The organism is Streptomyces odontotermitis (genome assembly GCF_050510915.1).
Classification (GTDB): domain Bacteria; phylum Actinomycetota; class Actinomycetes; order Streptomycetales; family Streptomycetaceae; genus Streptomyces.
In genome coordinates this window covers 143,745-156,813 of the sequence record NZ_JBNJLS010000020.1, presented here as the reverse complement: position 1 = coordinate 156,813, position 13,069 = coordinate 143,745, and the positions used below count along the sequence as shown (strand labels likewise).

9 protein-coding genes are annotated in these 13,069 nt (G+C 71.5%); 3 read left to right on the top strand and 6 right to left on the bottom strand.

Annotation, left to right across the window (positions count from 1 at the left end; all coding sequences use genetic code 11):
- Positions 1-150: 150 nt before the first annotated feature.
- The 4 genes from ACQB60_RS36870 to nsdA all read right to left on the bottom strand — a co-directional run bounded on the left by ACQB60_RS36870 (position 151) and on the right by nsdA (position 6,351).
- Positions 151-2,823, bottom strand: a complete 2,673-nt coding sequence (locus tag ACQB60_RS36870) for a [protein-PII] uridylyltransferase (protein WP_496930482.1) — start codon at positions 2,821-2,823, stop codon at positions 151-153.
- Positions 2,824-2,866: 43 nt separating this feature from the next.
- A complete protein-coding gene (locus tag ACQB60_RS36865; RefSeq protein WP_384833587.1) occupies positions 2,867-3,205 on the bottom strand; it encodes a P-II family nitrogen regulator in 339 nt (112 codons plus the stop codon).
- Positions 3,202-4,557, bottom strand: coding sequence for an ammonium transporter (locus ACQB60_RS36860; RefSeq protein WP_496930460.1), 1,356 nt, complete (start codon positions 4,555-4,557; stop codon positions 3,202-3,204). The genes ACQB60_RS36865 and ACQB60_RS36860 overlap by 4 nt, the downstream gene beginning before the upstream one ends.
- A gap of 318 nt (positions 4,558-4,875) precedes the next feature.
- The gene (nsdA, locus tag ACQB60_RS36855) at positions 4,876-6,351 is read right to left on the bottom strand and encodes a transcriptional repressor NsdA (protein ID WP_496930459.1); all 1,476 of its coding nucleotides are present in this window, start codon (positions 6,349-6,351) and stop codon (positions 4,876-4,878) included.
- A 422-nt stretch (positions 6,352-6,773) separates the two neighbouring features.
- On the opposite strand from nsdA, the gene ACQB60_RS36850 reads away from it, so the two are divergent.
- Positions 6,774-7,436 carry a bifunctional DNA primase/polymerase gene (locus ACQB60_RS36850; protein ID WP_496930458.1) on the top strand — a complete coding sequence of 221 codons (663 nt, stop codon included), beginning with the start codon at positions 6,774-6,776 and terminating at the stop codon, positions 7,434-7,436.
- Between the two features lie 99 nt (positions 7,437-7,535).
- Here ACQB60_RS36850 and ftsY read toward each other — a convergent pair whose 3' ends face one another.
- Positions 7,536-8,753 carry a signal recognition particle-docking protein FtsY gene (gene ftsY / locus ACQB60_RS36845; protein WP_496930457.1) on the bottom strand — a complete coding sequence of 406 codons (1,218 nt, stop codon included), beginning with the start codon at positions 8,751-8,753 and terminating at the stop codon, positions 7,536-7,538.
- A gap of 197 nt (positions 8,754-8,950) precedes the next feature.
- On the opposite strand from ftsY, the gene ACQB60_RS36840 reads away from it, so the two are divergent.
- Both ACQB60_RS36840 and ACQB60_RS36835 read left to right on the top strand, forming a co-directional pair.
- Positions 8,951-10,402, top strand: coding sequence for a purine-cytosine permease family protein (locus ACQB60_RS36840; RefSeq protein WP_496930456.1), 1,452 nt, complete (start codon positions 8,951-8,953; stop codon positions 10,400-10,402).
- 90 nt (positions 10,403-10,492) lie between these two features.
- Positions 10,493-11,530 carry an LLM class flavin-dependent oxidoreductase gene (locus tag ACQB60_RS36835; RefSeq protein ID WP_496930455.1) on the top strand — a complete coding sequence of 346 codons (1,038 nt, stop codon included), beginning with the start codon at positions 10,493-10,495 and terminating at the stop codon, positions 11,528-11,530.
- A 47-nt stretch (positions 11,531-11,577) separates the two neighbouring features.
- On the opposite strand, the gene ACQB60_RS36830 is transcribed toward ACQB60_RS36835, so the two are convergent.
- Positions 11,578-13,002: a sugar porter family MFS transporter gene (locus tag ACQB60_RS36830; protein ID WP_496930454.1), complete on the bottom strand. Its 1,425-nt coding sequence runs from the start codon at positions 13,000-13,002 to the stop codon at positions 11,578-11,580.
- Positions 13,003-13,069 lie beyond the last annotated feature (67 nt).

Here is a 13,069-nt window from a genome sequence, read left to right as displayed (position 1 = left end):
GAGTCGGGGGCAGTTTGGATTGCCCTCCAGGGTATCTGCACGGAAACGGTTGCTGGCCCCTGCCTGCTGGGATTGGCGACCCCCGGCTGGTGGGGCCACGCGCGCCGGGCACACCCAGGGGGCCGTGCCCGGTGCCGCGCGCCCGGTGCCTCACCCCCGCAGCGCCCCCTCCACCGACCGCGCCACCTCCGCCGCCCGCTCCCCCGGCAGCGGCGCCCCCTCGGCGCCCGTCGCGGTGTCCGTCACATAGAAGGCGTCCACCGCGTTGGCCCCCAGGGTCGACACATGGGCCGAGCGCACCCGCACGTCCGCGCCCTCCAGGGCCCGCCCGATGCGGTGCAGCAGCCCGGGGGCGTCCTGGGCGCGCACCTCGATGACCGTCGCACGGCGCGAGCCCGCCGAGGCGACCGTCACCCGGGGCGGCGGCGCCACCGTCCCCCGGCGCCGCGGATAGGCGGCGTCGCGCTCGGCGAGCCGGGCCACGATGTCGAGGGAGCCGTCGAGGGCGCGCACCAGGTCGGAGCGGAGCCGGGCGGCCTGGGGCAGGGAGCCGTACTGGGCGGAGACGCGCCAGTTGAGCAGGAGGACGGAGCCGGGGGCCTCCCGGCCGCTCCGCTCACCACCCTGATCGCCGCTGCCCGGGCGGACGCCCCGCCGACCACCCTGATCGTCACTGCCCCGCCGGACACCCTGCCGACCACCCTGATCGTCGCTGCCCCGCCGGACACCCTGCCGACCACCCTGATCGTCGCTGCCCCGCCGGACACCCTGCCGGCCACCCTCGAGCACATCCGCCACCCCGAGCGACCGCAGCTCCGCCGTGCGCACCCCGAGCCGGTGCATCGCGAGCACCCCGGCGACCGCGGGCAGCACCCCCGGCTGCTCGGGCACGGCGATCAGGAGCTCCACGCCGAGGGGTTCGGGACCCGGGTCGGGCACGCCCGCGGCGGCGTCGGCGGCAGCGGCCTCCGGTGCCGGCGGCTCCGTCTGAGCCCGCAACGCGAGGACCGGCGCCCCCGTACGGAACGCCTCCACGGCGAGCCGCTCCTGCTCGGCGGTGGGTGCCGGGTCGGGCACGCCCGCGGGCTCGCCCCCGGCCAGCACTGCCGCGACCCGCTTGACCAGGTCGGCAACCAGCGAGCCCCGCCACGACGACCAGGCGGCGGGCCCGGTGGCAAGCGCGTCGGCCTCGGTGAGGGCGTGCAGCAGCTCCAGGGTGGAGGTCGAGCCGACGGCCTCGGCGACGGAGCGGACGGTCGCCGGGTCGTCGAGGTCGCGCCGGGTCGCGGTGTCGACGAGGAGCAGGTGGTGGCGCACCAGGGTCGCGATGGTGGCGACGTCGTCGCGGTCGAAGCCGATGCGGGCGGCCACGTCCTTCGCGATGATCTCGCCCGCCTGGGAGTGGTCGCCGGGCCAGCCCTTGCCGATGTCGTGCAGCAGTCCGGCGACGAGGAGCAGGTCGGGCCGGCCCACGTGCCGGGTCAGCGCGGAGGCCCGTACGGCCGTCTCGACGAGGTGCCGGTCCACGGTCCAGGTGTGCACGGCGTTGCGCTGGGGGCGGCAGCGCACCCGCTCCCAGTCGGGCAGCAGCCCGGCGATGAGGCCCTCCGCCTCCAGGGCCTCCCACACCTCGACGGTGGGGCGCCCGGCACCGAGGAGCGTCACCAGCTGTTCGCGGGCCTCGGCGGGCCAGGGGGTGGGCAGCGGCCGGGCGACGGCTGCGAGCCTGCGTACGGCGTGCAGGTTCAGCGGCAGCCCGGCCTGCGCGGCCGCGGCGGCGGCGCGCAGCGGCAGCACGGGATCGCGCTCGGGCCGGGCGGCGCGGGCGAGCACGACTTCGCCGTCCTGCTCGACGACGCCTTCGGCGAGCGGCGACCTTTCCGCCGTCCCCGCCTTGCCTCCCCCGAGCATGGCCCGCAGCCGGGGCCGCACGGCGCGGGACTTGATGACCCGGCCGACCTCGCGCCAGGTGACGTCACTGGCGTACGCGATGGTGCGCGCGGCCTCGTACACCTCGCGCAGCAGTGTGTCGGCGTCCAACAGGCCGAGTTCGGCGGCGACTTGGTCCTGTTCCTGGAGGGCGAGCCGGTCGGTGGCGCGGCCGGTGGTGAGGTGCAGGGCGTCGCGGGCGTCGAGGAGGCGCCGCCGGGCGTCGTCGAGGCCCTCGCGGGGGGCGTCGGCGAGCCAGGAGGCGGCGACGGCACGCAGCGCGGTGGCGTCGCGCAGGCCGCCCCTGGCTTCCTTCAGGTCGGGTTCGAGGAGGTACCTCAACTCGCCCTGCCGCTCGGCCCGTTCGGCACACAGGTCGCGCAGCTCCAGGAGCCGCTTGGGGGCCTGGTTCCGCCAGTCGGCGAGGACCGTGGTGCGCAGGGCGGCGGTGAGGCCGAGGTCGCCGGCGAGGTGGCGGGCGTCGAGGAGGCCGAGGTGGACCTTGAGGTCGTCGCCGGCGGTCTTGCGGGCCTCGGCGGGGGTGCGCACGGAGTGGTCGAGGGCGAGGCCGAGGTCCCAGACGGGGTACCAGAGGCTGTCCGCGAGGGCGGCGACGGCGCCGGGTTCGGCGGTGCCGTCGTGCAGCAGCAGGAGGTCCAGGTCGCTGCGCGGCGACAGCTCCCCGCGCCCGTACCCGCCGACGGCGACGAGCGAGACCCCGTTCACCGCTCTTGCCGCATCGGTGAAGAGCCCGGAGAGCCAGTCGTCGGTCAGCTCGGCGAGGGCCGCACGGCGCGGCGGCCCGGACCGCGCCCCCTCCTGGAGGAGGCGCAGCCGGGCCGCCGCGTAACCGCTGGGTCCCGAGTCCTCTGCTTCGGTCGTCACATCGTCCACACTCGTCACCCGGCGGCTCCGTTCCTTGTGTCCCTCAAGCGCCTTACAGGGCGTCCGGTCCGCGTTCGCCGGTCCGGACCCGGACCGCCGTGTCGACGGGGACGCTCCAGACCTTGCCGTCCCCGATCTTGCCGGTGCGAGCGGCCTTCACCACGACTTCGAGGAGCTGTTCGGCGTCGTCGTCCTCGGCGAGGACCTCTATGCGGATCTTCGGTACGAGGTCGACGGTGTATTCGGCGCCCCGGTAGACCTCGGTGTGGCCGCGCTGGCGCCCGTATCCGCTGGCTTCGGTGACGGTCAGGCCGTGGACGCCGAAGGCTTGCAGGGCTTCCTTGATCTCGTCGAGCCGGTGGGGCTTGACGACGGCGGTGATGAGCTTCATGCGTCCACCTTCTTGGCCGTGGCGGTCTTGGCGTCCGGGGCGGGCGCGGGAACGTTCGTGCGGGGCGCGGTGCCGCCGCCCGCGCCGCTGAAGTCGTAGGCGGTCTCGGCGTGTTCGGCCTGGTCGATGCCGGCGACCTCGTCGTCCTCGGGGACGCGCATGCCCATCGTCTTGTCGATGAGGAAGGCGAGGACGGCGGAGGCGACGAGGGAGTAGGCGAGGACCGCGCCGACGCCCGCGCACTGCTTCCACAGCTGGTCGAAGCTGTGGTCGCCGTAGAAGACGCCCGCGGCCTCGGACTGGCCGCCGCCGGTGGCGAAGAAGCCGACGAGCAGGGACCCGGCGACACCGCCGACGAGGTGGACGCCGACGACGTCGAGCGAGTCGTCGTATCCGAACTTGAACTTGAGGCCCACGGCCATGGCGCAGAGGAGACCGGCGATGGCCCCGATGGCGATGGCCCCGAGCGGCGAGCAGGAGCCGCCGGAGGGGGTGATGGCGACGAGTCCGGCGACCGCGCCGGAGGCGGCGCCGAGGGTGGTGAACGCGCCGTGGCGGATCTTCTCGTACGCGAGCCAGGCCAGCATCGCGGCGGCCGTGGCCACCTGGGTGTTGACGAACATGAGCGCGCCGACGCCGTCGTCGTTGCCCAGCCAGGACCCGGCGTTGAAGCCGAACCAGCCGAACCAGAGGAGTCCGGCGCCGAGCATCACGAGGGGCAGCGAGTGCGGGCGCATCGGGTCCTTCTTGAAGCCGACGCGCTTACCGATGACGAGGATCACGCCGAGCGCCGCGGCACCGGCGTTGATGTGCACGGCCGTGCCGCCCGCGAAGTCGATGACGCCCATCTCGAAGGCCCAGCCGCCGGTGCCCCACACCCAGTGCGCCACCGGGAAGTAGACGACGATCGCCCACAGCGTGATGAACAGCGCCCATGCGGTGAACTTGACGCGGTCCGCGAGGGCGCCGCTGATCAGGGCGGGCGTGATGATCGCGAACATCAGCTGGAAGACGGCGAAGACGTAGATGGGGATGGTGTAGCCGTCCCACAGCTCGGTCTTGCCGATGCCGCTGAGCCCGACGAAGTCGCCGTCCCAGCCGAAGAGGCTGCCGTGGTCGGTGCCGAAGGCGACGGAGAAGCCGAAGAGGACCCAGAGGATCGTGATGATCCCGAGGCTGATGAAGCTCATCATCAGCATGTTCAGGGTGCTCTTGACGCGGACCATGCCTCCGTAGAAGAAGGCCAGGCCGGGCGTCATCAGCATCACCAGTGCGGAACAGATGAGCATGAACCCGGTGTTGGCGGCAGACAGGTGCGGGGTGTCTGCGGCAAGCGTGATGCCTGGGGGCATCGGAGTCTCCTCGTCGTCGTATGCGGCCCGTGGGGGCGGAGCCTGAGCGGTGCCATGAGGGGGTGGGCCGGTGATGCGCCATGAGGTTGGCGCAGCGCGGTTTCCGTCGATGCCCCTCGATGTTTCGCCGCAGTGACGAAGAGGGCGTGCGTGTTACGCACGCATGAACCGCCGGGTCAGGGCGGGCGCGATTTCCTACCCTGTGCCGACGACAGCAACCGGCCGCGGCGGCCATCCGTGGACCTTGGCGTGGGGGGAGCCGGTCGGCCTTTTCCGGATGGACCGGCCACGGCCGGAGTCCTGGGGGTGCGGGCGTCGCTAGACGGCCTCCGCGGTCTCGGGCATCTCCAGTGCGAGCTGCTCGGTGAGCCGGACGACCTCGCCGACGTCCCCGAAGTCGCGGACGGCGGTGTCGACGGTCTTGCGGAGCCGGGTGTTGACCCGCTCGGAGCGGACCTTCTTGGCGATGGTGAGGGCCTGTCCGGCGAGCTCGGCGGACTGCTCGGGCTCCTTGTGGAGCAGGTGCACGGTGGCCATGCCGATCAGGTTCAGGGCGTAGGACCGCTGGTGCTCGGGGTCCTTGCCGAAGAGCTCGACGGCGCGCTCCATGACGGGCTCGGAGAGCGAGGCGTAGGTGGGGCTGCGTCCGGCCACGTAGGCGAGGTCGCGGTAGGAGTGGGCGTTCTCCCCGTTCAGTTCGGCCTCGGAGAAGAAGCGGATCCAGTCGGGCTCGGGCTCGTGGAAGTCGTCCGCGTCGGCGAAGGTGTCCTCGGCCATGCGCACGGCCCGCTTGCACTTGCCGGGCTGGCCCATGTTGGCGTAGGCGCGGGCCTCCATCGCATACAGCATCGCCTGGGTGCGGGGGCTGGCGCAGTCGCGGCTGCCGTACTGGGCGAGGTGGATGAGTTCCAGGGCGTCGTCGGGGCGGCCGAGGTGGATCATCTGGCGGCTCATGCTGGAGAGGATGTACGAGCCCAGCGGCCGCTCCCCCGCTTCCTTCGCGGCGTGCAGGGCGAGCACGAAGTACTTCTGGGCGGTGGGCTGCAGCCCCACGTCGTAGCTCATCCACCCGGCCAGCTCGGCGAGTTCACCGGCGACCTTGAAGAGCCGCTTCGCGGTGGCCTCGGGCTGCGGCTCCTGCAACAGGTCGGTGACTTCGTGGAGTTGACCCACGACGGCTTTGCGGCGCAGCCCGCCGCCGCACTGGGCGTCCCACTGCCGGAACATGACCGTCGTCGACTCCAGGAGGTCGAGCTCCGGCTTGGAGAGGCGGGCGGGGCGGCGCGAGGCGGACGGCGACTCGGACTCCTGCGCCTGCGAGAGCGAGGTGGGCACGAGCCAGCGCTGCATGGGCTCGATGAGGGCGGGTCCGGCGGCGAGGGCGAGCGAGGTGCCGAGGAATCCGCGCCGGGCGAGCATCAGGTCGCTGCGGGAGAACTCGCTGATCAGCGCGACCGTTTGGGGCCCGGTCCAGGGCAGGTCGACGCCGGAGACGGAGGGTGACTGGTGGGCGGCGCGCAGACCGAGGTCCTCGACGGCGACGACGCAGCCGAACCGCTCGGAGAAGAGCTCGGAGAGGATGCGCGGAATGGGCTCGCGGGGATTCTCCCCGTCCAGCCAGCGGCGCACCCGGGAGGTGTCCGTGGAGATGTGATGCGCGCCCAACTGCCGTGCCCTGCGGTTGACTTGCCGGGCGAGCTCGCCCTTCGACCAGCCGCTGCGCACGAACCAGGAGCCGAGCATCTCATTGGGGCGCTTCTCAGCGTTCGTACCGCTTCCGCCATTGCCGCCCACTGGAACGCCCCCATTCCTCAAGACACTTGTACGCGGGTCCACGCCAAGCCCTAACAGAATGCCGCGTCTTGCGGCCCTCCACCCGGAGAACGTCACCCATCGAACAGGAAACCGACTTGCCTCCGGCATACCCACGAGTGCGAGAGCCCCAGGGCTCGTGCACTGAAAGTAATCCTACGATCACCCCTCCGGCGAGGGCGATCCCGGAAACGCCACCATTCGCCACCCCTTCGAATGAACTCCGGGCCCGCTCCACACGATTCACTTGACACTGCACATCCGAAAGGGACGAAGCGGAGTGCGCAGGGGCGCCCATCACCCGGCGCACGACCGACAAGAGCGCCGGGCGCCGTAGCGCGAACAGAGGGTCACGATCCGATTCCGTGACGTAACCAGAGGGCAGTCGACCCGTTGGAGGGGGCATGGGCTTCACGATCGGCGGTATTCGGGGGACCAAAGAGCCCCGGTCCGGTTCACGTCGTCGCGGCCGCGCCTCGGAGCGCACCACGGTCGCCGAATTCACCGGGCTCTGGGGCTGGGACGCGGTGCCCGGAGCGCGCGCCCTGGACGGCCGGTGCTCCTGCGGGCGGGACGACTGCGCGACACCGGGCGCGCACCCCCTGCCCGGCGCACCCGAGCTGCCCGCAGGGGCGACGCTCGACGAAGTGACCGACACCTGGGACCAGTTCCCGGGCGCCGCGATCCTGCTGCCGGTGGGGCGCGCCTTCGACATCCTCGACGTGCCGGAGACGGCGGGGCGCCGCGCGCTGGTGCGCCTGGAGCGGATGGGCATCCCCCTGGGGCCGGTGGCGGTCACGCCGCAGGGGCGCGCGCACTTCTTCGTCGCGCCGGGCGCCGCCGCCGAACTCCCGCAGCTGCTCTACCGGATGGGCTGGGACGACGCGGCCCTCGACCTGCACGGCCTGGGCCCGGGCAGCCACATCACGGCCCCGCCGTCCGACCGGGGCGGCCTCGGCCCGGTCCGCTGGCTGCGGCCGCCCGCCCTGGACTCGGCGACCAACCCGCCGCAGGCCCGGCTGCTCCTCGGGACGCTGGCGTACGTGGCGCACCGGTCCCCGGCGTAACGACACGCCACCGCCACCCCAGACGGAAGGGCCCCTCCGCATCTGCACCATGCGAAGGGGCCCTTCCTCGCGTACGACGGGACGCGCGCGCTCTCGGTCTCAGTCCCCGATGAGCGCGTCCACGAACGCCTCGGGCTCGAACGGGGCGAGGTCGTCCGGACCCTCGCCGAGGCCCACGAGCTTGACGGGGACGCCCAGTTCGCGCTGGACGGCGACGACGATGCCGCCCTTGGCGGTGCCGTCGAGCTTGGTCAGGACGATGCCGGTGATGTCGACGACCTCGGCGAACACGCGCGCCTGGACGAGGCCGTTCTGCCCCGTCGTGGCGTCGAGGACGAGGAGCACCTCGTCCAGCGGGGCATGCTTCTCGACGACGCGCTTGACCTTGCCGAGCTCGTCCATGAGCCCGGTCTTGGTGTGCAGCCGGCCCGCGGTGTCGATGAGCACCACGTCGGCGTCGTCGGCGATGCCCTCCTTGACGGCGTCGAAGGCGATCGACGCGGGGTCGCCGCCCTCGGGGCCGCGCACGGTGCGGGCGCCGACGCGCTCGCCCCAGGTCTGCAGCTGGTCGGCGGCGGCGGCACGGAAGGTGTCGGCGGCGCCGAGGACCACGGACTTGCCGTCGGCCACGAGGACGCGCGCGAGCTTGCCGGTGGTGGTGGTCTTGCCGGTGCCGTTGACGCCGACGACCATCACGATGCCGGGCGTCTCCAGGCCCGACTCGGTCTTCACGGCACGGTCGAAGTCGGTGCCGACGAGGGTGAGGAGCTCCTCGCGCAGCAGGGTGCGCAGCTCCTCCGGGGTGCGGGTGCCGAGCACCTTCACGCGCTCGCGGAGGCGCTCGACGAGCTCCTGCGTGGGCGCGACGCCGACGTCGGCGGTGAGGAGCGTGTCCTCGATCTCCTCCCAGGTGTCCTCGTCCAGGTGCTCGCGGGACAGCAGCGTGAGCAGTCCCTTGCCGAGCGCGTTCTGCGAGCGGGAGAGCCGGGCGCGCAGCCGGACCAGGCGGCCGGCGGTCGGCTCCGGGGTCTCGATGACCGGGGCGGCCGGGGCCTCCTCGACGGGCTCTTCGACGGCCGTCGGGGCCTCGGCGGCGCCGCCGGGGAGCTCCACCTCCTCGATCGTGCGGCGCGGTTCGTCGCGCGGCGTCTCGGCCTCGTCGCCGACCTGAGGTTCGGCGGGAGGGGCGGTGATGGTGGGGGCGGACGACGGAGCCTGCGAGGGCAGCTGCTTCTTCTTGCGGCCACTGACCACGAGCCCGCTGATGGCGCCGACCACGACCACGGCGATGACTACGGCAAGGATGACGATTTCCATAACCCACCCAGTATCGGCCATGGGCCCACCCCAGGCCCAGATTGTGGTTTCCTCCAAAGAACATATGCGCATAGAGGGCATCACTCGGATTAAAGTACGATGGAGCTCGCCGCATCAACGCGCGTAGAGTCCATCGCGATCACCCCCACCGACGGATCGCGACGTTGCGAGCCGAGCGAGAGGCACGGACCCCACCCATGAGCACCACCGCCGAATCCGAAGGCGCCCTCGAGACACGCGGCCTTGAGCCCGTGCCGCACGCGGAGCGCACCGGCAGGACCCGCGAGTTGTTCCCCACCTGGGTAGCGGCCAACATCAGCGTCCTCCTGCTCACCATGGGCGCCGGCCTCATCGTCACCAACGGCCTCAACTTCTGGCAGGTCCTGGTCGTCTCCCTGGTCTCCCCCGTCCTGAGCTACGGCCTTGTCGGCCTCATCTCCATCGCGGGCAAGCGCGGCGGCTCCCCCGGCATGACGCTCTCGCGCGCGGTCTTCGGCCAGCGCGGCAACCTCTTCCCCGGCGCCCTCATCTGGGTCGCGCGCTGGGGCTGGGAGACCATCAACGCGGTCACGGGCGCGTACGCGATCCTCACGGTCCTGGACATCTGCTTCGGCGTGCAGCAGAACACCGCGCTGAAGGTCATCACGCTGCTCGGCTTCGTCGCGGCCACGTTCGTCATCTCGGGCCTCGGCCGCAAGGTCCTGCACATCTGCAGCACCTGGTCGACGTACCTCTTCGGCGCCTTCAGCGTCCTGGTGCTGATCTACCTGATCGGCCACACCGACTGGGACGAGGTCTTCTCCCAGTCCGCGGGCTCCACCGCGGCGATGATCGCGGGCATCGGCACCATCGCCGCGGGCGGCATCAGCTGGGTCCCCACCGGCCCCGACTTCACCCGCTACCTCCCGCGCACCGCCTCCAACAAGCCCCTGGTCGGCCACGCGGTCGGCGGCGCGGGCATCGTGGTCGTGCCCCTGGTCCTGATGGGCGCCGTCATGGCGGTCTCCACGCCGGGCCTGTCCAAGGCCGCCGACCCGGTCTCCTTCCTCGGCGAGCTGCTCCCGACGTGGATCGCGGTGCCGTACCTGATCATGGCCCTCATCGGGATGCTCCTGATCAACTCGATGTCGATGTACTCCGCGGGCTTCACCGCGATGACCCTCGGCATCAAGGTCCCGCGCGCGTGGGCGGTCAGCGTGAACGCGATCATCAGCCTCGTCTTCGGCTACATCCTGATGAACGTGGCGACGAGCTTCATGGGCTCCTTCATCTCCTTCCTCACGCTGCTCGCGGTCGCCTTCTCCGCCTGGATCGGCGTCTTCGGCATCGACATGCTGCGCAGGAAGACGTACGACGGCAAGGCGCTCATGGACACCACGCGCACCAGCGCCTACTGGTACAAGGCCGGTTTCGCCTGGCAGGCCATGGCGGCCTGGGGCGTCGCCCTGATCGTGGGCCTGCTCTTCACCAAGGTCGACTGGTTCAGCGGTCCGCTCGCCACCTCCTGGATCGGGCGCAACGGCCTGGGCTGGCTGGTCACGATCCTGATCGCCGCCGCCCTGTACGCGGTCCTGCCCCGGCAGCCGGTCGTCGAGGCCCCCGAGGCCGAGGGCGAGGACAGCGGCGAGGCGGAGCTCGTCACCGCGTAGCCAGGGTTCAACTCCCGTACAACACTGTTCATCTGACGCACCGTCAACTAACGTCCCCCTTCGCCGCCCACGGTGAAGGGGGACTTTCCCATGCCCGTCACAGTCGTACGCCTCAACCTCGTCGATCCGTCGGCGACGCCCGCCTCGCTCAGCGCCCGCTACAAGTCCGCCCTGGAGATGGCCGCGTACGCCGACGACCGGGGGATCTCCACCATCCAGGTCGAGGAGCACCACGGCGTCGCCAACAACTGGCTGCCCTCGCCGTTCACGTTCGCGGGCGCGGTGTTCGGGGCGACGCAAGGAAGTTCAGCGGCGCGCAGCGCCTCGTTGAGGGGTGGTGGCCGGGAGACGGGCGGGCGGATCGCGGTCACCGTCTCCGCGATCATCGGCCCCCTGCACGACCCGCTGCGGCTCGCCGAGGACATCGCCGTGCTCGACCTGCTCAGCGGCGGCCGCCTGGTGACGGTGGCGGGCATCGGATACCGGCCCGCGGAGTACGAGGCGTTCGGCGTCGACTGGCACCGGCGCGGCAAGCTCCAGGACGAGCTCCTCGAAACCCTCCTCAAGGCGTGGACCGGCGAGGAGTTCGAGTACCGCGGCCGCACCGTCCGCGTCACCCCGCGCCCGCACACCCGGCCGCACCCGATGCTCCTGGTCGGCGGCTCCTCGAAGGCGGCAGCGCGGCGCGCGGCCCGGCTCGGCCTGCCGCTCTTCCCGAGCGCGCACCTGCCGGAGCTGGAGGCGTACTACAACGAGAAGCTCGCGGAGTACGGCACGGAGGGCTGGACGATGATGCCCGCCGCCGAGACCCCGCTCCTGCACCTCTCCGAGGACCCGGACCGCACCTGGGCCGAGCACGGCGAGCACTTCCTGCACGAGGCCCGCACCTACGCGTCCTGGCAGAACAAGGACATCCGCTCGGCCGTGAAGTCGGCGGCCACGACGGTCGAGGAGCTGCGCGCCGAGGGCGTCTACCGCGTCCTGACGCCCGACGAGTGCGTGGCCTTCGTCGAGGGCGGCGCCGCCAACCTCGTACTGCACCCGCTCTCCGGCGGGATGCCGGTCGACGAGGGCTGGCGCAGCCTGCACCTGTTCGGCGAAAACGTACTGCCCCGGCTCAAGGACTGAACCTTGAACCGGGGCAGCTTCCCGCAGGAGGAGATGGCAGCGGGGACTTAACCCATCTCCTCCAGGGCCTTGCCCTTCGTCTCCTTGACGAACTTCATGACGAAGGGGATCGAGAGCGCCGCGAAGGCGCCGTAGATGATGTACGAGCCGGTCAGCGACCACTCGGACATGCTCGGGAAGGTCTTGGTGATCGCGAAGTTGGCGAGCCACTGGGCGGCCGCGGCCACACCGAGCGCGGCGGCACGGATCCGGTTCGGGAAGATCTCGCCGAGCAGCACCCAGACCACCACGCCCCAGGAGAGCGCGAAGAAGAGCACGAAGGCGTTGGCGGCGATGATCGCGGTCAGGCCCTGCGCGTTCGGCAGCGAGACGGTGTCACCGGAGCCGGTCTTGTACGAGAAGGCCCAGGCCATCGTGAACAGGGCCACCGCCATGCCCGCGGAGCCGATGATGGCGAGGGGCTTGCGGCCGATGCGGTCGACGAAGATCATCGCGATGACCGTGCCGACGATGTTCACGATCGACGTCTCGAACGAGTACAGGAACGAGCTGGAGGGGTCCTTGCCGATCGACTGCCACAGCTGGTTCGAGTAGTAGAAGATCACGTTGATGCCGACGAGCTGCTGGAAGACCGAGAGCCCGATGCCGATCCAGACGATCGGCAGGAAGCCGACCTTGCCCAGCAGGTCCTTGAACGACGGCTTGTGCTCGCTGCGCATGCCCGCCTCGATCTCGGCGACGCGCGCGTCCAGGTCGATGGCGGTGCCCTCGACCTCTCCGAGGACCTTCTTGGCCTCGGCGCCACGGCCGGCCGAGATCAGGAAGCGCGGCGACTCGGGGATGGCGAAGGAGAGCAGGCCGTACAGGACGGCCGGGATGACCATGACGCCGAGCATCCACTGCCATGCCTCGAGGCCCATCAGCTTGCCGCGCTGATCGCCGTCGGCCATGTTCAGGATGCCCCAGTTGACGAGCTGGGAGACGGCGATGCCGATGACGATGGCGGCCTGCTGGAAGGAGGCGAGCCGTCCGCGGTACGCGGGCGGGGCGACCTCGGCGATGTAGGCGGGGCCGATGACGGAGGCCATGCCGATGCCGATGCCGCCGATGAGGCGCCAGACCGTCAGGTCCCAGGCGGCGAACGGCAGGGCCGAGCCGATGGCGCTGGCCGCGAAGAGGACGGCGGCGATCTGCATGCAGCGGATGCGGCCGATGCGGTCGGCGATCCGGCCCGCGATGGCGGCGCCGACGGCACAGCCGAGGAGCGCGGTCGCGATGATCCAGCCGAGCATGTTGGCGTCGACGTCGAACCTGTGCTGGATGGCGACGGTCGCACCGTTGATCACGGAGCTGTCGTAGCCGAAGAGGAAGCCACCCATCGCGGCGGCCGCCGTGATGAAGATGACGTGCCCGAGGTGGTCGGGCTGGGCGTCTCGGGCTCCTGACTGCGGTGCCTGCGCTGTGCTGGTCACGTGAACTCCTCGGGCCACCGGCAGCGTCGCCGGGGGTGGGGGCGAGCTCTTCAAGTGGCGCACAACT